Raw genomic sequence first — 24,855 nt, 5'->3', positions numbered from 1 at the left:
ATCAGGCCTCGCCGATTCGGGCGACAGACACCTTCCCCTTGAGAGCGAGGCCGAACCGCGTCAGACCGCTTTGTGGTTGCCCTTCGGAAACTGCGAGGCAAGCTCCCTGTACCACTTGCCGCTCTTCTTGATCGTACGCACCTGTGTCTCGTAATCGACATGGACGAGGCCGAAACGCATACGGTAGCCCTCGGCCCATTCGAAATTGTCCATGAGGCTCCAGGCGAAATAGCCGCGCATCGGATAGCCGTCCTTGATGAGATCGGCGACGACGCCGAGATGTTCCATATAATAATCGAGACGCGGCTGGTCATCGATCTCGCCGTCGACGACGCCCATGTTGTAGCAGGCACCGTTTTCGGTGATGTAGCACTCCGGCAGCTCGTAGCGCTTGTTGAGGTCCTCGACGACATGCTTCAGGCCGGGCGAATAAACCTCCCAGCCGATATCCGTCCTTACGTCACTGACCGGCGGCGCTTCCTTCGTCCAGGGGAAATCGCCACTCTTGGAGGCGTCATCGGAGACGCGCATCGGCATATAATAGTTCAAACCCCACCAATCGAGCTTCTGGTTGATGGTCTTGAGATCGCCGTCCTCGATGACAGGCATGCGATCGCCGAGCGCCTCGACGAACTCCTTCGGATACTCGCCCTTGAAGATCGAATCGAAGAAGGCGCCGTTGTGGAACTGATGCGCACGCTCGACCGCGGCCCGATCTTCCGGACGATCGGAGCCCGGCAGGATCGAAGCGGCATTGAGCACGATGCCGACAGGCACCTTCGGCGCCACGGAGCGGATCGCCTCGACGCCGAGACCATGCGCAAGGTTCATATAATGCATGGCGTAAAGGGCGGCCTGCATGTTGCGCTCGCCCGGCGCATGAACGCCATAAAGATGGCTCAGCCAGACGATGCACCAGGGCTCGTTGAAGGTGGCGACAGAGTCCAGACGATCGCCAAGGCGGGCCATGACGGTCTTGGCATAACGCTGGAAGGCATGCGCCGTCGAGCGTGCAGTCCAGCCGCCATCGCCGGCAAGCGCCAGCGGCAGATCCCAATGGTAGAGCGTCGCAAAGGTCTTGATCCCCCGCGCCTTGCAGCCGTCGACCAGACGATCGTAGAAATCGAGGCCTGCTTCATTCACCGGGCCGATGCCTTCGGGAATGATGCGCGGCCAGGCGATCGAGAAGCGATAGGCCTCGACGCCCATATCCTTGATCATATCGAGATCCTGCTCCAGGCGGTTATAGTGATCGCAAGCGACATCGCCATTATCGCGCTGATAGACGCGGCCGGGCATGTTGGCGAAGGCATCCCATATGGATGGCTTGCGGCCATCGGCCTTGGTGGCGCCTTCGATCTGGAAAGCGGCGGTGGCAACACCGAATGTGAAATCGCCGGGGAAGCGATCAGCAAGAAGCTTCGGATCGATCATGATGAAAATCCCGTCTATTTTGGCTTCGTTGGCTGCGGTTTAACCAAGCGGCATGACAAAGTACAGAGTCGGCGCCGGAAAACTGCAACGTTGCAGGCGCCGATAAACAAGTCGGCGAAAGGCGCCTGAAAGAATTTCGTCGGCGGCGGCAACACTCTTCGCACGGCTTGATAACATCAATGTCAACAGTCGTGACTTGTCATTTCGAAGCGGATCAATTGAGGGTAGCATCCAAACTCGACGACGAAAGGACACAAATGCTCCCTGCGATCCACGCCCTCAATCCTCATCTGCTGAGCCTCCTGCGGATTGTCGCCTCTCTTGTGCTCTTCAGCTATGGAACGCAAAAAGTGCTGCATTTCCCGGCGGCCGAAAATGTGCCCGCCGTTGGATCGCTGCCTTGGATCGCCGGTCTGCTCGAACTCACTCTCGGCTTCCTCGTCCTTATCGGCTTCAAGACGCGGATTGCTTCGTTCATCCTGTCAGGCCTGATGGCCTTCGCCTATTTCCTTCGCCACGCGCCGCAAAGCTTCTACCCCGCGCAGAACGGCGGCACCGCTGCCATCCTCTTCTGCTTCATCTTCCTGTTTCTCGCCAGCGCCGGCGGCGGCCCGCTGAGCGTCGATGCACTGACGAAGCGCCAGCAGCAAGCTGCGGCCTGAACAAGCAGGTCCGAGGCGGTTCACCGCCTCGGACCTCACGTAAAGCTTAGAGCTTGACCCAGGCGCCGTTGCGCTTGGACGAGGCGACACAAGCCTCGACGAAAGCCACACCTTTCACGCCGTCATCGACGGTCGGATAGATCACAGCCGGATCGACCGCCACGCCCTTCTTGGCCGCATTGATGGCACGCGCAGCCTCGGTGTAGATCGTGGCAAAGGCTTCCAGATAGCCTTCCGGATGGCCCGAAGGGATGCGCGAGACGCGCGCCGCTGCGGCACCGGAGCCGGCACCGTTGCGGGTGATCAGCCGCTTCGGCTCGCCAAACGGCGTGTACCACAGATAGTTCGGATCGGCCTGCGTCCACTCGATACCCCCCTTGGTGCCGTAGACGCGGAGCTTGAGGCCGTTCTCATGGCCGGGCGCCACCTGGCTGCACCAGAGCATGCCCTTCGCGGGCTTTTCCTTGCCCTTCGCCTTGAAGCGCAGCAGCACATGGCCGTTGTCGTCGAGGCGACGGCCTTCGACGAAGCTGTCGAGATCGGCGGCAAGACTGTCAAGCTCCAGGCCGGTGACGAAGGAAGCGAGGTTATAGGCATGGGTGCCGATATCGCCCGTTGAGCCGCCGACGCCGGATTGGGCCGGGTCGGTACGCCACGCGGCCTGCTTCTGGCCGGACTGCTCGATATTTTCCGTCAGCCAATCCTGCGGATATTCCGCCTGCACGACACGGATATCGCCGAGCTCGCCATTCTGAATCATCTCGCGCGCCTGACGGATCATCGGATAGCCGGTGTAATTATGCGTGAGGATGAAGAGCGCCCCACTTTCATCGGCCACCTTCTTCAGCTTCTTGGCGTCGGCAAGATTGGAGGTCAGCGGCTTGTCGCAGATGACGTGGATGCCGCGCCGCAGGAATTCCTTGGCGGCGTCGTAGTGGACATGGTTCGGCGTGACGATTGAAACCGCTTCGATGCCGTTCTTCAGCTTGGCTTCCCGGATCGCCATGTCGCGGTAGCTGGAATAGGTGCGCGAGGGATCGAGACCGAGATCGCGGCCGGATGCCACGGCCTTTTCCGGCGAAGACGAGAGCGCACCGGCAACAAGATCGAACTGATCGTCAATACGTGCCGCAATGCGATGTACCGCGCCGATGAATGCGCCGGCGCCACCGCCCACCATGCCAAGCCGGATGCGCGGCTCCCGCGTCTGTTCCGATGATCCTTCGATTGCCATTTTGTCCTCCTGAGAATGGAATTGTTTGAACGCGATTGCCTGCCGCAATCGTCCCCTCTCCCCGCCTGCGGGGAGAGGGCTAGGGTGAGGGGCCGAGCCTTCTGCAAGCTCTGAATTGGTGGAAATATAGAGAAGGCCCCTCATCCGTCCTCAAACGATTTCGCTCCGCTCAATCGTTTGAGTCCACCTTCTCCCCGCACTTGCGGGACGAAGGATTCGGATTACAGCCCCAGCATGCGGCGGTTTGCCGCCTGGTCCGTACCGCTGCCGGCGAAATCGTCGAAGGCCTTTTCCGTGACGCGGATGATGTGCGCCTTGACGAATTCGGAGCCTTCGCGGGCACCGTCTTCGGGATGCTTCAGCGCGCACTCCCATTCGACCACGGCCCAGCCGTCGAAATTGTTCGCGGTCATCTTGGAGAAGACGGCCCCAAAATCGACCTGGCCGTCGCCGAGCGAACGGAAGCGGCCGGCGCGCTCGACCCAGCCCTGGTAGCCGCCATAGACACCCTGGCGGCCGGTCGGATTGAACTCCGCATCCTTGACGTGGAACATCTTGATGCGGTCCTTGTAGATATCGATGTTCTCGAGATAATCGAGGCACTGCAGGACATAGTGCGAGGGATCGTAGAGCATGTTGGCGCGCGGATGGTTCTTAACGCGCTCCAGGAACATCTCGAAGGTGATGCCGTCGTGCAGGTCTTCGCCCGGATGGATCTCGTAGCAGACGTCGACGCCATTTTCGTCGGCATGGTTGAGGATCGGCGTCCAGCGGCGGGCAAGCTCTTCGAAGGCGGTTTCGACGAGGCCCGCCGGGCGCTGCGGCCAGGGATAGATGAAGGGCCAGGCGAGCGCGCCCGAGAAAGTCGCGTGCGCCTTGATGCCGAGATGCTTCGACGCCGTCAGCGCCATCTTCACCTGCTCGACGGCCCATTCCTGCCGCGCCTTCGGATTCCCACGCACTTCCGGCGCCGCAAAACCGTCGAAGGCTTCGTCATAGGCCGGATGCACGGCGACGAGCTGGCCCTGAAGATGGGTGGAAAGCTCGGTGACTTCGACGCCGTTGGCGCGGGCGACACCGGCGAATTCATCGCAATAATCCTTCGAGGAGGCTGCCTTCTTCAGGTCGATGAGCTGGCTTGCCCAGGTCGGAACCTGCACGCCGATATAGCCTGCATCGGCAGCCCATTTCGTGATCGAATCCCACGAGTTGAACGGTGCCGCATCGCCGGCGAACTGACCGAGAAACAGGCCTGGTCCCTTGATCGTCTTCATCTGTAATTCCTCCCTAATCGCGTTCTGTAAACGTTTCCGATGCCTTTCGGACCCATATCCGAGGCGGCTGAGGTGCCGTAGCCTCCAAAAACTATAGGGTCGTCGGGCTGAAAGTCGAATGCCTTGCGACCTAATCACGGCACGCTGCAGACGGCAAGAGGTACGTGCCGCAAAATTTCCATCCGCCGCAAAACGGGGCTGATGGAACACTTAAAAAACGCCCGCCGAAACCGGCGGGCGCCCTGGAAGATCAACCGAAAAACCGATCAGAACGGTGAATCGGGGAAGTAGAAGTCCTTGGCGTTGTCCTTGGTGACGAGCGTCGCATCCAGGATGTAGTTGCCGCGAATCGGAACCTGATCATAGAAATTGGCAGCCGTCAGCTCCATGGCGGTGCCGACCATTGCTGGCGGATAGAGCACGTCGACCGGGATCAGCTTATCGCCATCCATGACCTTCTTGATCATGTCCTTCGAACCGGCGCCGGCGACGATATACTTGATATCGGTGCGCTTGGCCTGCTCGATCGCCTGCAGAACGCCAACGGCCATGTCGTCATCCTGGCACCAGACGACATCGATCTTCGGGAATTTGGTCAGGTAGTCCTGCATGACCTTGAAGGCGTCGTCGCGGTTCCAGTTGCCGTACTGGCGGTCGAGAACCTTGACGTTCGAGCCGGCGATACCCTTGTCGAAGCCGTCCTGGCGCTGCTGATCGATCGGGATCGGCAGACCACGGATGACGACGACCTGTGCATCCGGCGTGTTCTTCTTAATGTATTCGCCCGCGACCTGGCCAAGCGCCGGATTGTTGCCGGCGACATAGAGGTCACGGACGGAATTGTCGTTGTTGCTCGGCGCACGGTCGACGAGCGCCACGAACTTGCCCTTGTCCTTGACTTCCTTGATCGCGTTGACGAGCGGATCCGGATCCGACGGCAGGATCACGAGGGCATCGATGCCCTGTGTTTCAAGATCCTGGACGGCGTTTGCCTGGCTGGCGGCATCCGGCGAGGTCTTGACGATGACGTTCAGTCCCGGATGCTCCGCCATCAAGAGCTTGGCGACGCGCTCGGCATGGAACACCACGCCCGAGGTCCAGCCATGGTCGGCGGCCGGAATGGAAACGCCGATCGTCACCTTCTTGTCGGCGGCATGTACTGTGCCGGCCAGAGCCGCCATCACGACAGCCAAGCCTATGAATCTTTTTCGCATGTTTCTTCCTCCCAGATAGAGACAGGGCCTTAGCATGACGACCGGGCGCCCCCTGACCCGGTTATTCACTATTTGCGGGCAAGCGAACGCTGAACCAGCATGGCGATGATGATGATCGCACCCTGGATGGCGCTCAGCAGATACTCGCTGATGAAATTGGAAAGCAGCATGATATTGCCGACGAGTTCGAGGATGAACGCGCCGCAGATCGTGCCCCACACCCTGCCCGCGCCGCCCTTCAGCGCCGTGCCACCGACGACAACGGCGGTGATCGCCTGCAATTCCCACAGGCTGCCCGTCGTCGCCGATGTCGAACCGAGCCGCGGCACATAGAGAAGCACGGCGATGGCAACGCAAAATCCCTGGATGACGAAGGCGACGGTACGCACGCGATTGACCGCGACACCGGAATAGCGGGCAACGTCACGGTTGGAGCCGACCGCAATCACATGCCGCCCATAACGGGTGCGGTAGAGAATGAAAGCCGCAATGCCGGTGACGACGAGGATGACCACGATCGGCACCGGCACACCGAGCACGGCGCCATAATAGGCAGGCTTGTAGAGCGCCTGAATATCCGCCGGTCGCAAGGTGATGGCACCGCCCTGCGACAGCCAGGTCGTCAGGCCACGATAGACGCCCATGGTGCCGAGCGTCGCGATGAACGGTTCGATCTTGCCCATGGTCGTAATCAACCCGTTGGCAAGGCCGCATAGCAGGCCGGCAACGATCGAAAACAGCACCGCCGCCGCCAGCATCATAGAGGGATCGGCAATGACGCCCGAATTCATGAAGAGGATCATCAGGCTGGCGACGAAGGCGACCATCGCGCCGACGGACAGATCGAGATCGCCCGCCGAAATGACGAAAGTGGCACCGACCGCGATGATGGCTATGAAGGCGCATCTCGTCGCGACATTGGTGAGATTAGTGATGCCAATGAAGTTCGGATTGACCAGTGCGCCCACGATCAGAAGCAGCACCAGGGCCGCAAACGGTGCAACCGCCCTAAGATCGACATCCCGCCAGGAACGTCCGCGCCGGCCTGTCTTGCCGCTGCTGTCTTCACCCACGCTCATAACCAAAACCAACCTCCCGTCCCATGATTGCTGGGAATTCGCCCTGCTCTCCACCGCCCATTCAGGCAGCCGTCTTTTTCTTCAGGCCCGCCGCATAACGCATGATTTCCTGCTCGGTGATCTCTTCGCCTTCGAGCACGCCGACGATCCGGCCCTCGCGCATCACGGCAACCCGCGTGCAGAGCCCGATGACCTCGGGCATTTCCGAAGAGATCACGATGATCGAATGGCCGTCGCGCGCCAGCGCGGAAATGAAATGATAGATCTGCTGCTTCGTCCCCACATCGATGCCGCGCGTCGGCTCATCAATGATGATGATCTGCGGCTCGGTCTCCATGATCTTCGCGAGAAGCAGCTTCTGCTGGTTGCCGCCGGACATGCGGCCGGCAACGATGTTTCCGTCACGCACACGTATGTCGAAACGGCGTCGCGCCCGCGTCAGCGCATCCGCTTCGCTGGAGGCGCTCAGATAGCCGAACTTGCCGTGCCGGTCGAGCGACTGCAGGGTCAGATTGACGACCATGCCTGAATTCAGAAGCAGACCCTTCGATTTGCGGTCCTTGGTCATATAGGCAAGGCCGGCATCGATGGCCGCATGCACGTCATGCGGTGGCACCGTCTGGCCGTTGGCGACGACCTCGCCGGATGCACGAGCGCGCAGGCCGACGATCGCTTCCATCAGCTCCGTGCGCCCCGAGCCGATCATGCCGGAAAAGCCCAGTATCTCGCCCTTGCGCAGCTCAAAGCTCGCATCGTGGACGTAGCCGGTGGACACCGAGGCGACGCTGAGCACCACCTTCTCGTCGACATCCGGCTCGTTCTTGGCCGGATAGAGGCTGGAAAGCTCGCGCCCGACCATCAGCTGGGCGATCGATTCGCCATCGAGCAGCGAGGTCGGCGATGTCTTCACCCATTGGCCGTCGCGCAGCACCGTGACGCGATCCGTCAGCTCCATCACCTCATCGAGCTTGTGGGAGACGAAGACAAAACTGGTTCCCTGATCGCGCAGCTTACGCACCTGCTTGAACAGGAAATTGGTCTCCTCGCGGGAGAGAACGGCGGTCGGCTCGTCCATAAAGACGATGCGCGCATCGCGGCTGATCGCCTTGGCGATCTCCACCATCTGCTTGTCGGCAATGGAAAGCGAGCTGATCACGGCATTCTCGTCGACATGCGAGCCGAGGAGATCGAGCACGCGCCGCGTTTCGGCACGCATATGCTTGCGATCGAGCACACCGAGCCGTGTAACTTCGCGCCCGAGAAACAAGCTCTCGGTAACGGTCAGATGCTCAGCGAGATTGAATTCCTGATGGATGATGACGATGCCGAGCGCTTCCGCTGCACCGTTCGGCGGCAGCTTTACCGGCTTGCCATCGAGCAAAATCTCACCGGAGGTCGGCTGCTCGAAGCCGGACAGGACCTTGACGAGCGTCGACTTTCCGGCGCCATTTTCGCCCATGAGCGCATGGATTTCGCCGGCCCGAAGATCGAAGTTGACGCTGAACAGCACTTGTACGCCACTGAAGGCCTTGGAAATCCCTCTCGCAGACAGCACGACCGCACCGTCGACGGTTTCCGAACCCATTGCATCCTCCCTGCGGTCCCACCCGCTTTCCACGGTATGTAAACCTTTACATACGTCGTGTAAAGGTTTACATCGTTGGATATCGCACAAAATTTCGCGGTTACCTTTGACCTCCACGTGAGTCTGTGTAGTCTCCAGCCCGAGACGAGACCCAAGGCAGAGCGCAGTGTCGAATTCCACGCCCGCAACTATCGAAGACGTCGCCCGAATTGCCAATGTTTCGATAGCAACGGTTTCGCGGGCCATCCATACTCCGGAGAAAGTCGCCAATTCGACGCGGCTGAAAGTCAATCAGGCTATCGCCGTCACCGGTTATACCACCAATGCCATGGCGCGCAGCCTCCGGCTCGGCCGCTCGAACATGATTCTGGTCGTGGCGCCCGATATCGGCGATCCCAATTTCTCGAATATCCTGATCGGCCTGGAAAACGAGGCGCGTTCGCACGGTTACGGCATCCTGATCGGACACACGCAGAACGACGCGCAGCGTGGCCTGGAATATCTGAAATTCCTCAATTCCAACCAGGCGGCAGGTCTGATCCTCTTCACCGGTATCCTGCCCTTCGGTCATCAGACCATGACAGCGCGGCTGCCGCCGAGCGTCGGCGTTTTCGAGCCAGTCTTCAACGGCGGCATTCCCTATGTCGGCGTCGACGATATTGCCGGCGCCCGCAAGGCCATCGACCTGCTGATTGCCGAGGGCCACCGCAAGATCGCCTTTATCGGCGATTCCCGCACCCGCCTCGCCTACAGCCGGCGGCGCATGGGCTACGAGGCCGGACTGGATGCGGCCGGCATCGGACAAGATATGCGCATCGTGCTGGAAGGCGACGGCACCATCGAGAGCGGGCGGCTCTCCGTGGAGCAGTTGTTCATGCGCGATACGCTGCCGACAGCCTTCATGTGCGTCAACGATCAGACCGCGATCGGCGTGATGATCGGCCTGAAGGCACGCGGCTATGATATCCCCGAGGATTTTTCAGTGACCGGCTTCGACGACGTCCCGCAAGCCGTCTTTATGACGCCGTCGCTGACGACGATCCGGCAGCCGCGCACCGCCATCGGCAAGCATGCGATGGCGCTTTTGCTGGAACTGCTTTCGGATGGCGAGCCGCCCGAGACGGAGATCCTGTTGCGGCCGGATCTCGTGGTGCGAAATTCGGTCTCCCCACCGCCGCGCCTCCGGCGATAGGTGGACACAACGATGCCGCTCGGCAGAATCACCCTCTATGTCCGCAATGTCGAAGTGACAATCAGCTTTTACGAGAAGCATTTCGGGTTCAAGCCGCTCTATCTGGAGGGCGATCGGATTGTTGAGCTGCTCGCGCAGGATGGCGGCGCCAACCTGCTGATCCATCCGGCGGGCAAGGCGCAGAAAATGGGCCAGGTGCTGGTCAAGTTGGTCTTCGACGTCGAGCATGTCGAAGCTTTCCGCACTAAGTGTGCGGAGGAGGGACTGGAGTTCGGCCCCCTGCACCAAGCCGACGGCTATGTTTTCGCCAATGCGAAGGATCCCTCAGGGAATCCCATAGCCATTTCCAGCCGCGCGTTTCGGCTGAAATCGGGAGGCGATGAACCACCGCCTCCCGAAGTTGTCGATCAAACGTAACGGTTGACGATATTTTCCAGCAGTTCCTGCTTGCCGGACTTCGGCTGCGGGTTGACGTCCTTGGTTTCGACCCACTGAGCGATCTGATCGAGCGAATATTCACCGCGCAGCAGCTTCTGGCCTTCAGCCGAATCCCAGCCGGCGTAACGGTCGGCGAGCGGCTTGGAGAGCGCCTTGTCCTCGATCATCTTGGCGGCCGCCTTCAGGCCGCGGGCACAGCAATCCATGCCGCCGATATGGCCGATGAGCAGATCTTCCGGGTCGAGCGACTGGCGGCGCAGCTTGGCGTCGAAGTTCGTGCCGCCGGACTTGAAGCCGCCGCCTGCCAGAACCTGGTAATAGGCCAGCGTCATTTCCGGAACGTTGTTCGGGAACTGGTCGGTATCCCAGCCGGATTGGTAGTCGTTGCGGTTCATGTCGATCGAGCCGAAAATGCCGAGCGCATTGGCAAGCGCCAGTTCGTGCTCGAAGGAATGGCCGGCAAGGATCGCATGGCCCTGCTCGATATTGACCTTCACTTCGTTTTCGAGGCCGTACTTCTTGAGGAAGCCGTAAACCGTGGCGACGTCGTAGTCATACTGGTGCTTGGTCGGCTCCTGCGGCTTCGGCTCGATGAGGATCGTGCCCTTGAAGCCAATCTTGTGCTTGTATTCGACGACGAGATTGAGGAAGCGGCCCAACTGATCCAGCTCCCGCTTCAGGTCGGTGTTGAGCAGCGTCTCGTAGCCTTCGCGGCCGCCCCAGAGAACGTAGTTTTCGCCGCCGAGCTTATGGGTGGCATCCATGCAGGTCTTCACGGTCGCAGCCGAGAAGGCGAAGACATCCGGATCAGGATTGGTCGCGGCGCCCGACATGAAACGGCGGTTGGAGAAGAGGTTTGCCGTGCCCCAAAGCAGCTTTACGCCAGTATCGGCTTGCTTCTTGGCGAAATAGTCGACGATCTCGTTGAGGTTCTTGGTGTTCTCGGCAAAATTCTTGCCTTCCGGCCGTACGTCGGCATCGTGAAAGCAGTAATAGGGAGCGCCGAGCAGGGTGAAGAATTCGAAGGCGACATCGGCCTTCAGTTTGGCGGCTTCCATCGTCTCGTTGAACCAGGGGCGAAGGAAAGTCTGACCGCCGAAGGGATCGCCGCCCGGCCAGGTGAAGGTGTGCCAGTAGGCGACGGCGAAACGCAGATGGTCTTCCATGCGCTTGCCGGCAACGACTTCGTCCTTGTTGTAATAGCGGAAGGCCAGCGGATTGGTGCTGTCAGGCCCTTCGTATTTTACCTTGCTGATGTCACCAAAAAATCCGGTACTCATATCTCATCTCCTTGGGTTTGGTGTTTCGGTAGTGTTGTTCACCTGTCGGCAAGGCCCCCTCATCCAACCCTTCGGGCCACCTTCTCCCCGAGAGGAGAAGGTATGGGCGGCTGCCGCAAACTCGGTCTCACCCTCTCCCCTCGGGGAGAGGGCAGGGTGAGGGGGTTTCACCTCAAGCTATGCCCAGCGGCTTGATCGCCGGATAAACCGCGCGGTAGCGCTTATAGGCATCCGCATAGGCATCCGTCAGCGACGCAACCGGATCGATCGTGCCGGCCGTCTGCGGCGGGGTGCAGACCGCAACCGGATCGGCGCCCGTCGCGGCAATCAGGCCGAGACGGGCGCCACCAAAGGCTGCGCCGAAATCGCCGTCCGCCGGCAGGTCGACGGGCACGCCGAGCGCGGTGGCGATCGAGGCCAGCCAGTAGCGCGAACGCGAACCGCCACCGATGGCGGTTACGCGCGCAATATCCGTGCCGGCGGAGCGCAGCGCTTCGAGATTGTCGCGAATGGCGAAGGACACGCCTTCGAGCACGGCCTGCGTCAGCACGGCGCGGCCGCTTTCATGGCCGAGACCGATGAAGGCACCGCGGATCGTCGCGTCGTTGTGCGGCGTGCGCTCGCCCGAGAGATAGGGAAGGAAGGTTACGCTGGTCGGCGCCTTCAGCGTCTCGCCAAGCTCGGCGGTGAGTTCGGCAGCAGACTTGCCTGTCACATGCGAATGCCAGTTGAGCGCATCGGTTGCCGAGAGGATGACGCCCATCTGATGCCAGGTGTTGGGCAGCGCGTGGCAGAAGGCGTGAACCGCGCTTTCAGGCTTCGGCAGATAGGAGCCGTTGGCCGCGAAGAGCACGCCAGAGGTCCCGAGCGAAACGAAGGCCGCACCATGGCTGACCGTGCCCATGCCGCAGGCCGAAGCTGCGTTATCCCCTGCCCCGCCGGCAACGACGACATCGCCGCCGATACCCCATTTCGAGGCCAGTTCGCCGCGCAGCTTGCCGGCAACTTCGGTGCCTTCCACCAGCGTCGGCATCTGCTTCTCGTCAAGATTGGTCGCGGCCAGCAGCTCTGAGGACCATTCGCGCTTGCCGGTATCGAGCCAGGAGGTGCCGGCCGAGTCAGACATTTCCGACATGTGCTCGCCGGTCAGCCACAGGCGCAGATAGTCCTTCGGCAGCAGCACCCAGCGTACCCTAGCGAAAATCTCCGGCTCATGCTTGGCGACCCAAGCGAGCTTCGGCGCGGTGAAGCCGGGGAAGACGATATTGCCGGTCAATGCCCGGAAGCGCGGATCGGCATCGAGCGCGGCAGCCTCGTGATAGCTGCGCGTGTCGTTCCAGAGAATGCAGGGACGCAGCACCTTGTCGTCGGCATCGAGCAGCGTTGCGCCATGCATCTGGCCGGAAAGGCCGATGCCACGCACAGCCGCGAGTTCCTTCGGATGCGCAGCCTTCAATCCGGCCACAGCCTCTTCGGTCGCGCGGATCCAGTGGGCCGGATCCTGCTCGGACCAGCCGGGATGCGGGCGCGACACGTCGAGCCCGCCATTGGCGGAGCCGATGATCTTCTGATTGCCGTCGATCAGCATCGCTTTGACGCCGGACGTTCCGAGATCGAGACCCAAATACATCAGATATTACTCCCTATGCTCTGCCGCGTTCGAATACTCAGGGCAGATTATCCTTCAAGAAAATGTCGAGGCGTATACGCTCCTGGTCGGCGATGACGGCTTGGCCGTCGGCGGTCGCCTTCATGACGCGGATGGCGCTGCGGACTTCATGACCGGCATCCTGATTGAGGACGGCGTCGATCGTGCCATCCAACAGCGCCGCCCGCGTATGCCGCGTCAGCTCGTGCACGACCACGGTCAACTCACGCTCGGGCCGTACGGCCTTCAGCGCCGCTATCAGACCGCGGTTGCCGGCGCCGAGGCTGTAGATGCCGATAATGTCCTTGTTTTCGGACAGCGCCTTGGAGACAAGCGATTTGGCCCGCTCGGGATCGTCACGTCCTTCCAGCACGGGCAGCAGCCGGAGCTTGGGAAACTCTTCTGCCATCACGGCGGAAAAGCCCTGCAGGCGTTCGCGATGGTCGCGCACCAGCATCGAGCCGGCGAGAACGGTAAGATCGCCTTCACGACCGCCAAGGAAGCGCCCGAGCAGCCGCGCGGCAGTCCGTCCCGCGGCAATATTGTCGATACCCGCATAGTGATGGCGGGTGGAATCGGTGAGATCCGAGACCAGCGTTATGACGGGAATACGCTCCGACACGAGACGGTCGACGGCGGCCCTGACTTCCGGCGCGTCGGTTGCCACGAGAGCGACACCGGCGATATCCTGCCCCTGCAAGGCGTCCAGCGCCGCGACCAGCGCCGGCACATCGAATGGTGGCACCTCGACGATGCGGATGTCCGTGCGCTCTATGCTGGCCCGTAAGGTTGCCTGATGCACTTCGAATCGCAGCCCGTGCATGAAGGAATTGTCGCCGGTCGGCACGATGAAAACGAGAGGATAGACCCGGCTCTTGGCCAGATTGGCAGCTGCGACATCGCGGATATAGCCGATTTGCCGGATAGCGGCTTCCACCTTCTCCCGCGTTACCAGTCGGACACCCGGCCGCTGGTTCAAAACGCGGTCCACCGTAGCGAGGCTGACGCCCGCGGCGGCGGCGATGTCATGCACGGTCGGTCTCATGGGTCCCCCTGCAGAAAGCCTTACTGCGATTTTTGATGTACGTAAATCAAAAATTTCGGACCGACGAATTTTTCCGATAGATGCCACAAACAAAAAAGGCCCCTCGCGAGGAGGGGCCATGCCTTGGGAGCATTTATAAGAGCCGGATCAGTGGCCTCCGCCGCCACCGCCACCTGCGGTATTCGGCTTGCTGATCATCAGAACGCCGAGGATCATCGCGAGGAACAGCACGGTCAGCATCAGGAAAATATCCCCGAAGGACATGACAACCGCCTGCCGCGTCGCCATGTTGACCATTTGCTTCAGGGCGGCCTGGTCGCCGTCCAGACCCGCTGCATTGAAGCTGGCGGCCATGTTGTTCAATTGGGTAACGGCCGCATGGCTGCCCCAATGAACATGGTCGCGCAGGTTGAAATAATGCTGGTCCTGCCTGTTCGTCAAAAGCGTATTGATGATCGCGAGTCCGACGGCGCCGCCGAGATTGCGCGTCAGATTGAACAGGCCGGACGCACCGCGCATGCGGGCGGGCGGCATGGTTCCGAGCGCGATATTGTTGATCGGCACCATGCACAGCATTAGACCGAAACCGCGCAGGATCTGCGGGATGAGCAGCTCCCAGAAATCCCAGTCCACCGTCAGGTGCATCATGATGTAGGTGCCGGCCGAGAAGCTGGTGAAGCCGATGATCATCAGGATGCGCAGATCGACCTTGCTCGACAGGAAGCCGGCCAGCGGCGCGGTGAAGAACATGGTGAGGCCGGAGACGAACATCGTCTCGCCGATCTGCAACGAATCGTAGCCACGAATCCGCGCGAGATAGAGCGGATAGATATAGGTCAGGCCGTAGAGGCCGATGCCCATAACGAAGGAGAACACGGACCCGAAGGAGAAGTTCTTGTTCGTGAAGGCCCTGAGATCGACGACGGGGAAATCGACCGTGAAGGCGCGGTAGAAGAAGATCACGGCGCCGATGGCGGAGGCGATGGCGCCCGCAACGATATAATTGTCGTTGAACCAGTCGTTCGTATTGCCTTCCTCAAGCACATATTCGAGCGCGCCGAGGAAAACACCCATCGAAATCAGGCCCCACCAGTCGAACTTCTTGAAAAGCGACAGCTCGGGCTTGTCGAAATCGATGAAATTCCAGGTGACGATGGCAACGATGATACCGGGTGGAATGTTGACCAGAAACAGCCAATGCCAGGAAAACGCGTTGGACAGATAGCCGCCGACCGTCGGGCCGATGGTCGGCGCCAGCGTGGCGATCAGGCCGATGATCGGCGAGACGACGTTGCGCTTGGACGGCGGGAAGATCGTGAATGCCGCCGCAAAGACCGAGGGGATCATGCCGCCACCGATGAAGCCCTGCAGGGCGCGGTAGATGATCATCTGATCGATGTTGGTGGCGGTCGCGGCAAGCGCACTCGCTGCTGTGAAGCCGGCAGCTGAAATCGCAAACAGGTAGCGCGTCGAAATGATGCGTGCCAGCGTTCCAGACAGCGGGATCATGATGACTTCGGCGATCAGATAGGCGGTCTGCACCCAGCCGATTTCATCCGAGCCGGCGCTGAGGCCGGCCTGGATTTCGCTGAGCGAGGCCGAGACGATCTGAATGTCGAGGATCGACATGAACATGCCGAGCACCATCGCCAGAAAGGCGATGAGCTTTCTCGGCTCGATATGATCAGCCGCGGGCGCGGCGGGGCCGGCCGCGCGTGGGGGCGACCCGGCTGTAGTGCTGGCGGACGACATGGCGCGTCTCTCCCGAGCTCGATCGTTTACTTGTCCGGCGCCGTGCGGGTATCGACGTCGACGACGACGCTGAGGCCTGCGCGCAGACGGCCGGTATTGAGCGCATCCTGCGGCAATGCGATGCGGACAGGCACGCGCTGGATGATCTTGGTGAAGTTACCCGTCGCGTTTTCCGGCGGCAGCAGCGAGAAGACCGAGCCGGAAGCCGGCGAGATCGACTCGACGGTGCCGACGATCGGATGATCGCTGAAAGCATCGACGTGAACATTGACCTTGGAGCCGGGAACTAGATGCTGGATCTGCGTTTCCTTGAAATTCGCGTCGATATAGAGCTGTTTGGTCGGTACGATCGCCATCAGCTTCTGGCCGGGAGAGACGAGATCGCCTTCCTGCACCGAGCGATTGCCGACGATACCGTCATAAGGCGCCTTCAGCACGGTAAAGGACAGGTCGCGAGCGGCTTTGTCACGAGCGGCTTCCAGGCCCTTGATCGTGCTCTCGGCCTGACGGCGCTGAGCCTGCAGCAGGTTGATATTGGCCTGCGCGGATGCGATGGCGGCGTCGCCGCCGACCAGATTGGCCTTGGCCTGATCAAGCGCGATATTGGCGCTGTCCAAAGCGGCCGTGGTGCCGACCGACTTCGATTGCAGTTCGGCAGCGCGCGTCTGGGTGATCTGGGCGCCGCGGACCGTGGCTTCCAGGGCAACCTTCTGTGCCTGCGACTGGGCAAGGGCTGCCTGGCCGGCAGCGATCTGTGCATCGATGGTATGGAGCGAAAGCTGTTCGGTATCGAGCGAGGCCTGAGCCTGGCCAAGCGCCAGCTTGTAGTCGCCGTCATCGAGCGTTACGAGCACGTCGCCGGCCTTGACCTGCTGGTTGGCCACAACGTTTACCTTGGCGACATAGCCCGTCACCTTCGGCGAGATCGTGGCGATATCGCCGCCAATATAGGCATCGTCGGTGGAGACCATGAAGCGGCCGTTCGTCCACCAGTCATAGCCATACCAGCCACCGGCCGCGAGTGCCGCGACGATGACGATGGGGAAAACCAGGCTGCGCCGCTTCTTCTCCGGCGGCGGTGGGGCCGCAGGGGCCGGAGCGGCAGGCGCAGCCTGGGCGGGAGCAGGATTACCGCGCGTCTCGGCAAGAGGAGCATCCGCAGGTGCACCGGCTTGCCGAGCTTCCACATCTGCATCAGCGGGCTCGTTCACGATACGCGCTACATTGTTTCCATGACTTGACGACATTTCCTACCACCGAAAATCTGGCAAATTAATCGAACCGAACGGTTCGGTTCAATTGACATAAAGCCTTTTTCACTTCATATCAAGAGACATCGAACTGAGCGGTTCGATTTATTTCGCGAATCTGTTTAAGATTCAGAAAAAATGATCGAGTATCGCGTAAAGGAGACAGTGGAAGAGCCAATGAAACACGAATCCCAAAATGCCGCTGTGTTGAACGCGCCCGCACCGGGCTCCGGTGGACGTTGGGCAGCCGGCGAGGACCCAGCCAAGCGCCATCAGATTCTCGAAGGCGCCAAGCGTGTCTTTATGAAAATGGGCTTCGATGCGGCGAGCATGAACGATGTCACCCGCGAAGCGGGCGTTTCCAAGGGCACTCTCTACGTCTATTTCGCCAACAAGGAAGATCTGTTCGCCGCCATGATGGAGAGCGAGCGGACCCATTTCGTCAATCTCGTGCGCAATGCCCTTTCAGACGAAGCGGATGTCACCACCTCGCTTTATGATTTCGGTATCGTCTTCGTCACGCACGTCACCTCTGATAAGACCATCAGCGCCATGCGCACGGTCATAGGGGTGCGCGAGCGCATGCCTTCGCTCTGTCAACGCTTCTTCACCGGTCCCGAAAATCTGCGCACGGTGCTGCGCGGCTTCCTCGAGCGGCAGGCTGCCATAGGCCATCTCAAGATCGACGACTTCGACATGGCTGCCCGCCACTTCCTGGAAATGGCCAGCGGCGGCTATTTCAAGCTGCGGCTCTTCGGCGACATGGAAGAGCCGCCGTCTAAGGAAGAGATCGACTATGTCGTGCGCGGCGCCGTGCGGGTTTTCCTGGCGGGCTACGGTCCGGATCGCAGGGATTAGGATGATCAGGCCTCTCCTGCGGTCCGCGGGCGTGTAGTAATTCAACTCCGCAATGGCGATCAAGCATCGCCACCGCCACAGGCCTATGAGTGGCCCGGCAACCAGGGGAGTTGAAAATGAGCGCGATCGGCAGAGCGATATGGTTCATCGAAAGCCATTTTAAATCCGACATCTCGCTCGACGAGATTGCCGAGACTGCTGGACTGTCGCGCTTTCATCTTTCACGCGTCTTCGGCATGACGACGGGCCACTCGATCAGCAGCTATATCCGGAGCCGCCGCCTCAGCGAAGCAGCTCTCGCACTGATCGACGGCTCCTCCTCCATTCTCCAGGTTGCCCTCGATGCCGGCTACGGCTCGCACGAGGCTTTCACCCGTGCCTTCCGCGAGCAATTCGGCATGACGCCGGAAAACCTGCGCAAGCAGGGGCACGTTCGCAACCTCGCTCTACAGGAACCGATCAGAATGGACGACACCCGCCTTCCCAAGCTCGAGGCACCGCGCTTCGAGACCCATCCCGCCATGCTGCTTGCCGGCCTTGCGGAAACCTATGCCTATGAGGCGACACAGGCCATCCCCTCGCTCTGGCAGAAATTCAACCAGTATTTCGGCCATATTCCCGACCAGATCGGCAATGTCGCCTATGGCGTCTGCACCCAGGCGGAAGACGGTAACGAAAGCTTCCGTTACATGTCGGCAGCCGAAGTTTCCGCCCCGGACGGCCTGCCCGAAGGCTTCGTGACGACGAAACTGCCGCAACAGCGCTACGCGATCTTCACGCATCGCGGCCATATCTCCGGCATTTCTGCGACGGTGCATCAGATCTTCGGAGACTGGCTGCCGCAATCGGGTCAACAGCATGCCGGCACCCCCGACATGATGGAACGCTATGATGACCGCTTCGACCCACGCACGGGCACGGGCGTTACGGAGATATGGATCCCCCTCAAAGACTAGAAACCATGCCTGGGAACAAGACCCGGAAACAAGGCCGCCGCCATGAAAATGGCGGCGGCCTTGTACGAACCATGACACTCCTTACATTACGGCCATTCTGGAGAGGCCGGGCTGGGGGTCAGCATCGGCAAATGCTGATCAAGGGGGCATCGTCAATGGATATTGTGGGGCTGATACAGGACCCGGGGGCGTGGGTGGCACTCGTCACGCTCGTCGTCATGGAAGTGGTCCTCGGCATCGACAACCTCATCTTCATCTCGATCCTGACCAACAAGCTGCCGGCCGAACGTCGCGACAGAGCCCGCAAGATCGGTATCGGCCTCGCCCTTATCATGCGCCTTGCGCTGCTCGGAACCGTCGCCTGGATCGTCCAGCTCACCCAGCCGGTCTTCGAAATCTTCGGCCAAGGATTCTCCTGGAAGGACGTGATCCTCATCGGCGGCGGTCTCTTCCTTGTCTGGAAGGCGACGAAGGAGATCCATCACAATGTCGATCCGCAGGAGCAGGGCGAGGATTTCATCGCCAAATCGACGACCACGACCTTCGCGTCGGCGATCGGCCAGATCTTGCTGCTCGACCTGGTCTTCTCGATCGACAGCATCATCACCGCCGTCGGCATGACGCCGCACCTGCCGATCATGTTCGTCGCCGTCATCGCCGCTGTTACGGTCATGCTGGTCGCCGCCAGCCCGCTCGCCAACTTTATCGAGAAAAACCCGAGCATCGTCATGCTGGCGCTAGCCTTCCTGCTGATGATCGGCACGACGCTGATCGCCGAAGGCATGGGCGTGCATGTTCCCAAGGGCTACATCTACGCCGCCATGGCCTTCTCCGCTCTGGTCGAAGTGCTGAACATGATGGCGCGGAACCGTCGGAAAAAAACCTCGGGCAGTCACTAATCGGGAAAGCCGCACCGATGATGAGGTGCGGCTTCATCATATCGATCAATCCTGGACGTGCACGTCGACCCATTCGCCGACATCACCGCGGCCATAAATGTCGACCTTGATCCAGACGTTGCCGCGAACGATATAATTCCCGGCATCGTCGGCGATATTGCCGTTGGCCAGCATGGCTTCCAGCTTCTGGCGATTGGAGGGCAGTGAGAAGAAGCTGTCGCCCTTGTCGCCACGGTCACGGCGGCGATAAGCGTGATAGTTGGCGCGGTCCTGGCGGATGATCTGCCAGGGTGCGGTCAGGCGCTCGCCCTTGGAATTATAGAGATCGTCGTTGCCAATATAGGCGCGATAGGATTCGATCAGTTTCGCCGAGCCATCGCGCGTAATAGTCGATTGGGCAGCGGCGGCGTCGGCCATCGAGACCGCCAATAGCAAGCTCAAAATTAGTTTCTTCATGGGATCCCCGGAATGACGATTGAAAACCTATTTCGCCACTGCCGCGAAAATTGCAAATCAAATTGGGCAAGCATAAGGCTTTTCTCCTGAAACACTTACGTAGTGTAAAGACGCTTCGTGAAATTGGAAGGCAGGCCCTTTTCGATGCATCACGGCGTCCTCGGTGCCTATGCCTGCCCTCGCGGCGCAGTTTCCCTTGACGTCACCCCTTGAATATGGCCTAAGGCCAGCCATACGGAAAACGCTGATAGAAGCGGCAAGACGCCCTTTTCCGGCCGGTTTCCTGATCCAGATAGACATTTTCGGCTGGACGGCGCTTGTCCCAAGCGCGGCCCGGCCTTTTATGACGGGCAAACAAGATGACCACTTCAGGCGTTCGCGTCCGCATCGCACCCTCCCCCACCGGCGAGCCGCATGTCGGTACCGCCTATATCGCGCTGTTCAACTGTCTCTTCGCCAAGAAACACGGCGGCGAGTTCATCCTGCGCATCGAGGATACCGACGCGACCCGCTCCACCCCGGAATTCGAGACAAAGGTGCTCGACGCGCTGAAATGGTGCGGCCTGAAATGGTCGGAAGGCCCGGATATCGGCGGCCCTTACGGCCCCTATCGCCAGAGCGACCGCAAGGACCTCTACAAGCCCTATGTCGAGCAGATCGTCACGGCCGGTCACGGCTTCCGCTGCTTCTGCACGCCGGAGCGCCTGGAAAAGATGCGCGAGGCGCAGCGCGCCGCCGGCCTGCCGCCGAAGTATGACGGCCACTGTCTGAACCTCTCGGCCGAGGAAGTGACCTCACGCGTTGCTGCCGGCGAGCCGCATGTCGTGCGCATGAAGATCCCGACTGAAGGCTCCTGCAAGTTCCATGACGGCGTCTACGGCGATGTGGAAATCCCGTGGGATGCCGTCGATATGCAGGTCCTGCTCAAGGCCGACGGCATGCCCACCTATCACATGGCCAACGTCGTCGACGATCATCTGATGAAGATCACCCATGTCGCGCGCGGCGAGGAATGGCTCGCCTCGGTGCCGAAGCATATCCTTATCTATCAGTATCTCGGCTGGGAGCCGCCGGTGTTCATGCACCTGTCGCTGATGCGCAATGCCGACAAGTCGAAGCTGTCGAAGCGCAAGAACCCGACCTCGATCTCTTATTACACAGCGCTCGGCTATATCCCCGAAGCGCTGATGAACTTCCTCGGCCTGTTCTTCATCCAGATCGCCGAAGGTGAAGAGCTCTTGAACATGGACGAGCTTGCCGCAAAGTTCGATCCGGAAAACCTCTCCAAGGCCGGCGCGATCTTCGACATCCAGAAGCTCGATTGGCTGAACGGCCGTTGGATCCGCGAGAAGCTGTCAGAAGAAGAGTTCCAGCATCGGGTACTGATCTGGGCGATGGAAAATGATCGCCTGAAGGAAGGCCTGAAGCTGTCGCAGTCGCGCATCACCAAGCTTGGCGAACTGCCCGACTTGGCCGGCTTCCTGTTCAAGTCCGACCTCAACCTCGACCCCTCTGCCTTCGCGAAGATCAAGTCGACGCCGGAAGAACTGCTTGAGATCCTGAACACTGTGCAGCCGGATCTGGAAAAGATCCTCGAATGGAATGTCGAGACGATCGAAGCCGAGCTGCGCGCCATTGCAGACCGCATGGGCAAGAAACTGAAGGTCATCGTCGCGCCGCTTTTCGTCGCCGTATCGGGCTCCTCGCGCTCCCTCCCGCTTTTCGATAGCATGGCGATCCTCGGCCGCTCCGTCGTCCGCCAGCGACTGAAACTTGCCGCGCAGACCGTTGCGACCCTCGTTGGCCCGAAGAACTGAACCGGACTTTAAAACCATGAACGACAAGACCGAAGCCTCCGCCCTCTCCTCCGACGCAACGGAAGTTCGCGCGCAGAAGCTGAAGCTGCTGCGCGAGCAGATCGGCGACGTCTATCCGGCGCATTTCCACCGGACCATGACCAATGCCGAGCTCGCTGCGAAATACGAAGGCCTGGAGCCGGATACCGAAACCGGCGATGTCGTCACCGTTGCCGGCCGCGTCTATTCCTCGCGCAACTCCGGCATGTTCATGGACATCCACGACGCCTCGGCCAAGATCCAGATCTTCAGCCACAAGGACGTGACCTCGGAAGAAGCTCGCGCGTTGCTGCCGATGATCGATATCGGCGACATCATCGGCGTCACCGGCGTCGTGCGCCGCACCAAGCGTGGCGAACTGACGATCAATGCCCAGCAGATCACCATGCTGACAAAGTCGTTGTTGCCGATGCCGGAAAAGTGGCACGGCCTCTCCGATATCGAGCTGCGCTACCGCAAGCGTCATCTCGACATCATGACCAACGAGGAATCGAAGCTCCGCTTCCAGCAGCGCAGCCGCATCGTTTCCGGCATCCGCCGTTTCATGGAAAATGACGGCTTCATGGAAGTCGAGACGCCAATGCTGCATTCGGTCTATGGCGGCGCGACGGCCGAGCCGTTCAAGACGCATCACAACACGCTGAAGCTCGACATGTACTTGCGCATTGCGCCGGAACTGTTCCTGAAGCGCACGCTGGTTTCCGGCCTCACCGACAAGGTCTTCGAGATCAACCGCAACTTCCGCAACGAAGGCGTCTCCACCCGGCACAATCCTGAATTCACGATGATGGAGTGCTATTGGGCCTATGCCGATTACGAGGACATCATGGACCTCGTCGAGCGTCTGTTCTCGACGCTCGCCATGTCGATCCATGGCAGCACCGAATTCGCGTTCGGCGACAAGCAGATCTCCTTCAAGGGCCCGTTCCGCCGCGTGCCGATGCCCGATGCCGTCAAGGAAGCGACCGGCATCGACTTCCTGGCGATCAAGACCGACGAAGAAGCCCGCGCCGCCTCCAAGGCTGCCGGCTTCGCCGTCGAGAAGGATGCGACCTGGGGTGAATGCCTTGCCTTCATCTTCGAAGAGAAGGTCGAGGGCACACTGATCCAGCCGGCACACGTCACGCATTTCCCGAAGGACATCTCGCCCTTCGCCAAGGAAGTGCCGGGCGAGCCGCGCCTCGTCGAACGTTTCGAGACCTATTGCAACGCCTGGGAACTCGGCAACGCCTTCTCGGAACTCAACGATCCGGAAGAGCAGCGCGCCCGCATGGTCGAGCAGCTCCAGCAGGCGCACGCACGCGGTGAGAAAGAAAAGCAGCTGGACGAGGAATTCCTCGATGCCATCGACCAGGGCATGCCTCCGGCAGGCGGTCTCGGCATTGGTGTGGACCGCCTCATCATGCTGTTGACCAACTCGCCATCGATCCGCGACATCATTCTTTTCCCGGCCCGTCGCAACAAGGCCGATTGAGACCGGTTTGGTCCTTCGAACATCAAAGGTGCGTATTATGACGGATAAAGAGATGCCAGCCGCAGACGATAGCGAGCATCAGCGGCTGGCCGATCTCGCTGAGATCGGCGACATCGATCTCTCGCAATACGCACCGGGAACGTTCGGTTGCCACGAGGCGATGCACACGGTGTCGATCATGCTCGACATGACCGACGACCTGCTTCTTCAGCACCCTGCCATCCTGGCGAATCCGGACTTCTATCGTCTTGCAGGTGAGGTTCACGAGGCGCTTTTCGCGCTCTACCAGGCTATCGGCGAAAAACATCTGGCGGAATAAGACTGTTACTTGTCCGCCGGATGGTGCGAAGCCAGCTTTGATCAGTTGGTGACGGGCGAGCGACGGTCGGCTGCACCCGTCATGGTCGGGTCCAAACCCGGTGATGGGCTCTTGTCTTTGGAACCGGCATCAGCCCCGATGAACTCGCCGTTCTCATCATAGCCCGGCCGCACATTGCCGGTCGATTTCGGCTCCGGCATCGGCGGCTTGGCATCGCGGCTCTCGCCCTGTTTTGCGGCCGTTTTCTCTTCCGCAGCGATCGCTGCCTTCATCTTGTCCTTCTTGGCGTCGCCGCCATTGTCCGCTGCCAGCGCATTGCCGCAGTCGGACAGATCCTTCAATCCAGCGATCGCCGCATCGATATCCTGCGGCAGCATGGTAATCTGCTCGCCGTAAAACAGGCCAGCATTACTGGCGCCACCATCGTAATAGCGCGCCGTCAGCGGTGCTTCGGAGCTGCCATCGACCAGCCGGTCGGGATGGGCCACATAGACGACATCGGCGCCAAAGGCCCGGCCGCGCAGGTCGGAGCGCAACGTCGGTCCGTTCTGGTCGAGAACCACAACCTGTACGAGATCCGGCTTCTGTTCCTGATAGACGGCCTTGGCAACGCGGAGCGCGGTTCTGACCCGCGTCAACCCATCGGTCGGCTCGGTGCGAATATATTTGCGAACCCAGAAGCGGTTGTCCTTGCGGATCGTGATGAGATTGACGTCGGTGCACTGGAGCCCGTCGGGGGAAGCAGATACAAGACCGAGCAGCCTGTCCTTGCCAACATAAAGCGCAAAAACGCCGGAGGACCCCACGAGAAGGGCCACTCCGCCGATCAGTACGACAAGTTTCCGGGGTACCCGGAAAATGTGCAGTAAGGCGCTCACGCCAACTGCTCCCTCATAGACCACTCCAAGGCGACAAAAATGATCAACCCTCACGTTAGGGAACTGGCGTTT

General features: G+C 60.4%; 22 protein-coding genes. 9 read left to right on the top strand and 13 right to left on the bottom strand.

Annotated elements, in window-relative coordinates:
• Positions 1-60: 60 nt before the first annotated feature.
• Positions 61-1,434 carry a GH1 family beta-glucosidase gene (locus tag FHT73_RS20365; RefSeq protein WP_183714288.1) on the bottom strand — a complete coding sequence of 458 codons (1,374 nt, stop codon included), beginning with the start codon at positions 1,432-1,434 and terminating at the stop codon, positions 61-63.
• 257 nt (positions 1,435-1,691) lie between these two features.
• On the opposite strand from FHT73_RS20365, the gene FHT73_RS20360 reads away from it, so the two are divergent.
• Positions 1,692-2,096 (top strand): DoxX family protein, encoded by a 405-nt coding sequence (locus FHT73_RS20360; RefSeq protein ID WP_183714284.1) that lies wholly within the window; start codon positions 1,692-1,694, stop codon positions 2,094-2,096.
• Positions 2,097-2,142: 46 nt separating this feature from the next.
• Here FHT73_RS20360 and FHT73_RS20355 read toward each other — a convergent pair whose 3' ends face one another.
• The 5 genes from FHT73_RS20355 to FHT73_RS20335 all read right to left on the bottom strand — a co-directional run bounded on the left by FHT73_RS20355 (position 2,143) and on the right by FHT73_RS20335 (position 8,482).
• A complete protein-coding gene (locus FHT73_RS20355) occupies positions 2,143-3,330 on the bottom strand; it encodes a Gfo/Idh/MocA family oxidoreductase (RefSeq protein WP_183714280.1) in 1,188 nt (395 codons plus the stop codon).
• 221 nt (positions 3,331-3,551) lie between these two features.
• On the bottom strand, positions 3,552-4,604 hold the full coding sequence (locus tag FHT73_RS20350; RefSeq protein ID WP_112343252.1) for a sugar phosphate isomerase/epimerase: 1,053 nt from the start codon (positions 4,602-4,604) through the stop codon (positions 3,552-3,554).
• A gap of 266 nt (positions 4,605-4,870) precedes the next feature.
• Positions 4,871-5,818 carry a substrate-binding domain-containing protein gene (locus FHT73_RS20345; RefSeq protein WP_112335191.1) on the bottom strand — a complete coding sequence of 316 codons (948 nt, stop codon included), beginning with the start codon at positions 5,816-5,818 and terminating at the stop codon, positions 4,871-4,873.
• A gap of 68 nt (positions 5,819-5,886) precedes the next feature.
• Positions 5,887-6,897, bottom strand: coding sequence for an ABC transporter permease (locus FHT73_RS20340; protein WP_183714277.1), 1,011 nt, complete (start codon positions 6,895-6,897; stop codon positions 5,887-5,889).
• A gap of 61 nt (positions 6,898-6,958) precedes the next feature.
• Positions 6,959-8,482 carry a sugar ABC transporter ATP-binding protein gene (locus tag FHT73_RS20335; RefSeq protein ID WP_183714274.1) on the bottom strand — a complete coding sequence of 508 codons (1,524 nt, stop codon included), beginning with the start codon at positions 8,480-8,482 and terminating at the stop codon, positions 6,959-6,961.
• Positions 8,483-8,648: 166 nt separating this feature from the next.
• Between FHT73_RS20335 and FHT73_RS20330 the strand changes: the two genes are divergently transcribed.
• On the top strand, positions 8,649-9,674 hold the full coding sequence (locus FHT73_RS20330; protein ID WP_112602903.1) for a LacI family DNA-binding transcriptional regulator: 1,026 nt from the start codon (positions 8,649-8,651) through the stop codon (positions 9,672-9,674).
• Positions 9,675-9,686: 12 nt separating this feature from the next.
• On the top strand, positions 9,687-10,091 hold the full coding sequence (locus tag FHT73_RS20325; RefSeq protein WP_183714271.1) for a VOC family protein: 405 nt from the start codon (positions 9,687-9,689) through the stop codon (positions 10,089-10,091).
• Here the strand turns inward: FHT73_RS20325 and xylA are convergent.
• The 5 genes from xylA to FHT73_RS20300 form a co-directional block, all read right to left on the bottom strand.
• A complete protein-coding gene (gene xylA / locus FHT73_RS20320) occupies positions 10,082-11,392 on the bottom strand; it encodes a xylose isomerase (RefSeq protein ID WP_112410050.1) in 1,311 nt (436 codons plus the stop codon). The two genes, FHT73_RS20325 and xylA, sit on opposite strands and share 10 nt — an antisense overlap.
• A gap of 172 nt (positions 11,393-11,564) precedes the next feature.
• Entirely contained in the window at positions 11,565-13,022 is a 1,458-nt protein-coding gene (gene xylB / locus FHT73_RS20315) for a xylulokinase (protein ID WP_183714268.1), read from the bottom strand.
• Between the two features lie 37 nt (positions 13,023-13,059).
• The gene (locus FHT73_RS20310) at positions 13,060-14,085 is read right to left on the bottom strand and encodes a LacI family DNA-binding transcriptional regulator (protein WP_112400715.1); all 1,026 of its coding nucleotides are present in this window, start codon (positions 14,083-14,085) and stop codon (positions 13,060-13,062) included.
• 147 nt (positions 14,086-14,232) lie between these two features.
• Entirely contained in the window at positions 14,233-15,837 is a 1,605-nt protein-coding gene (locus tag FHT73_RS20305; protein ID WP_112335199.1) for a DHA2 family efflux MFS transporter permease subunit, read from the bottom strand.
• Between the two features lie 26 nt (positions 15,838-15,863).
• Entirely contained in the window at positions 15,864-17,084 is a 1,221-nt protein-coding gene (locus tag FHT73_RS20300) for an HlyD family secretion protein (RefSeq protein ID WP_112335200.1), read from the bottom strand.
• Positions 17,085-17,264: 180 nt separating this feature from the next.
• Between FHT73_RS20300 and FHT73_RS20295 the strand changes: the two genes are divergently transcribed.
• From FHT73_RS20295 to FHT73_RS20285, 3 genes are all read left to right on the top strand, one after another.
• Positions 17,265-17,945, top strand: a complete 681-nt coding sequence (locus FHT73_RS20295) for a TetR/AcrR family transcriptional regulator (protein WP_041677674.1) — start codon at positions 17,265-17,267, stop codon at positions 17,943-17,945.
• A gap of 116 nt (positions 17,946-18,061) precedes the next feature.
• Positions 18,062-18,901 carry a GyrI-like domain-containing protein gene (locus FHT73_RS20290; protein WP_183714266.1) on the top strand — a complete coding sequence of 280 codons (840 nt, stop codon included), beginning with the start codon at positions 18,062-18,064 and terminating at the stop codon, positions 18,899-18,901.
• Positions 18,902-19,056: 155 nt separating this feature from the next.
• The gene (locus FHT73_RS20285) at positions 19,057-19,800 is read left to right on the top strand and encodes a TerC family protein (protein ID WP_183714262.1); all 744 of its coding nucleotides are present in this window, start codon (positions 19,057-19,059) and stop codon (positions 19,798-19,800) included.
• A 45-nt stretch (positions 19,801-19,845) separates the two neighbouring features.
• Here FHT73_RS20285 and FHT73_RS20280 read toward each other — a convergent pair whose 3' ends face one another.
• Positions 19,846-20,256 (bottom strand): hypothetical protein, encoded by a 411-nt coding sequence (locus FHT73_RS20280; protein WP_183714259.1) that lies wholly within the window; start codon positions 20,254-20,256, stop codon positions 19,846-19,848.
• 359 nt (positions 20,257-20,615) lie between these two features.
• On the opposite strand from FHT73_RS20280, the gene gltX reads away from it, so the two are divergent.
• The 3 genes from gltX to FHT73_RS20265 are packed head-to-tail and all read left to right on the top strand — an operon-like array spanning position 20,616 to position 23,905.
• Entirely contained in the window at positions 20,616-22,073 is a 1,458-nt protein-coding gene (gltX, locus tag FHT73_RS20275) for a glutamate--tRNA ligase (protein WP_183714256.1), read from the top strand.
• Between the two features lie 16 nt (positions 22,074-22,089).
• Positions 22,090-23,586: a lysine--tRNA ligase gene (gene lysS / locus FHT73_RS20270; protein ID WP_112335205.1), complete on the top strand. Its 1,497-nt coding sequence runs from the start codon at positions 22,090-22,092 to the stop codon at positions 23,584-23,586.
• A gap of 52 nt (positions 23,587-23,638) precedes the next feature.
• Entirely contained in the window at positions 23,639-23,905 is a 267-nt protein-coding gene (locus tag FHT73_RS20265) for a hypothetical protein (RefSeq protein WP_015341182.1), read from the top strand.
• A gap of 41 nt (positions 23,906-23,946) precedes the next feature.
• Here the strand turns inward: FHT73_RS20265 and FHT73_RS20260 are convergent, their stop codons facing one another.
• Complete coding sequence (locus tag FHT73_RS20260; RefSeq protein WP_112602917.1) at positions 23,947-24,783, bottom strand: hypothetical protein; 837 nt, start codon at positions 24,781-24,783, stop codon at positions 23,947-23,949.
• Positions 24,784-24,855: the final 72 nt, after the last annotated feature.

Origin of the sequence: Rhizobium sp. BK098 (assembly GCF_014193155.1) — a bacterium.
Taxonomy (GTDB): domain Bacteria; phylum Pseudomonadota; class Alphaproteobacteria; order Rhizobiales; family Rhizobiaceae; genus Rhizobium.
The sequence above is the reverse complement of the archived record's forward strand: the minus strand, read 5'-3'. Positions and strand labels throughout refer to the sequence as shown.

Coding starts and splice junctions, on each gene's coding strand:
- FHT73_RS20365 (WP_183714288.1), bottom strand. CDS start 1,434: ATGATCGATCCGAAGCTTCTTGCTGATCGCTTCCCCGGCGATTTCACA.
- FHT73_RS20360 (WP_183714284.1), top strand. CDS start 1,692: ATGCTCCCTGCGATCCACGCCCTCAATCCTCATCTGCTGAGCCTCCTG.
- FHT73_RS20355 (WP_183714280.1), bottom strand. CDS start 3,330: ATGGCAATCGAAGGATCATCGGAACAGACGCGGGAGCCGCGCATCCGG.
- FHT73_RS20350 (WP_112343252.1), bottom strand. CDS start 4,604: ATGAAGACGATCAAGGGACCAGGCCTGTTTCTCGGTCAGTTCGCCGGC.
- FHT73_RS20345 (WP_112335191.1), bottom strand. CDS start 5,818: ATGCGAAAAAGATTCATAGGCTTGGCTGTCGTGATGGCGGCTCTGGCC.
- FHT73_RS20340 (WP_183714277.1), bottom strand. CDS start 6,897: ATGAGCGTGGGTGAAGACAGCAGCGGCAAGACAGGCCGGCGCGGACGT.
- FHT73_RS20335 (WP_183714274.1), bottom strand. CDS start 8,482: ATGGGTTCGGAAACCGTCGACGGTGCGGTCGTGCTGTCTGCGAGAGGG.
- FHT73_RS20325 (WP_183714271.1), top strand. CDS start 9,687: ATGCCGCTCGGCAGAATCACCCTCTATGTCCGCAATGTCGAAGTGACA.
- xylA (WP_112410050.1), bottom strand. CDS start 11,392: ATGAGTACCGGATTTTTTGGTGACATCAGCAAGGTAAAATACGAAGGG.
- xylB (WP_183714268.1), bottom strand. CDS start 13,022: ATGTATTTGGGTCTCGATCTCGGAACGTCCGGCGTCAAAGCGATGCTG.
- FHT73_RS20310 (WP_112400715.1), bottom strand. CDS start 14,085: ATGAGACCGACCGTGCATGACATCGCCGCCGCCGCGGGCGTCAGCCTC.
- FHT73_RS20305 (WP_112335199.1), bottom strand. CDS start 15,837: ATGTCGTCCGCCAGCACTACAGCCGGGTCGCCCCCACGCGCGGCCGGC.
- FHT73_RS20300 (WP_112335200.1), bottom strand. CDS start 17,084: ATGTCGTCAAGTCATGGAAACAATGTAGCGCGTATCGTGAACGAGCCC.
- FHT73_RS20295 (WP_041677674.1), top strand. CDS start 17,265: ATGAAACACGAATCCCAAAATGCCGCTGTGTTGAACGCGCCCGCACCG.
- FHT73_RS20290 (WP_183714266.1), top strand. CDS start 18,062: ATGAGCGCGATCGGCAGAGCGATATGGTTCATCGAAAGCCATTTTAAA.
- FHT73_RS20285 (WP_183714262.1), top strand. CDS start 19,057: ATGGATATTGTGGGGCTGATACAGGACCCGGGGGCGTGGGTGGCACTC.
- FHT73_RS20280 (WP_183714259.1), bottom strand. CDS start 20,256: ATGAAGAAACTAATTTTGAGCTTGCTATTGGCGGTCTCGATGGCCGAC.
- gltX (WP_183714256.1), top strand. CDS start 20,616: ATGACCACTTCAGGCGTTCGCGTCCGCATCGCACCCTCCCCCACCGGC.
- lysS (WP_112335205.1), top strand. CDS start 22,090: ATGAACGACAAGACCGAAGCCTCCGCCCTCTCCTCCGACGCAACGGAA.
- FHT73_RS20265 (WP_015341182.1), top strand. CDS start 23,639: ATGCCAGCCGCAGACGATAGCGAGCATCAGCGGCTGGCCGATCTCGCT.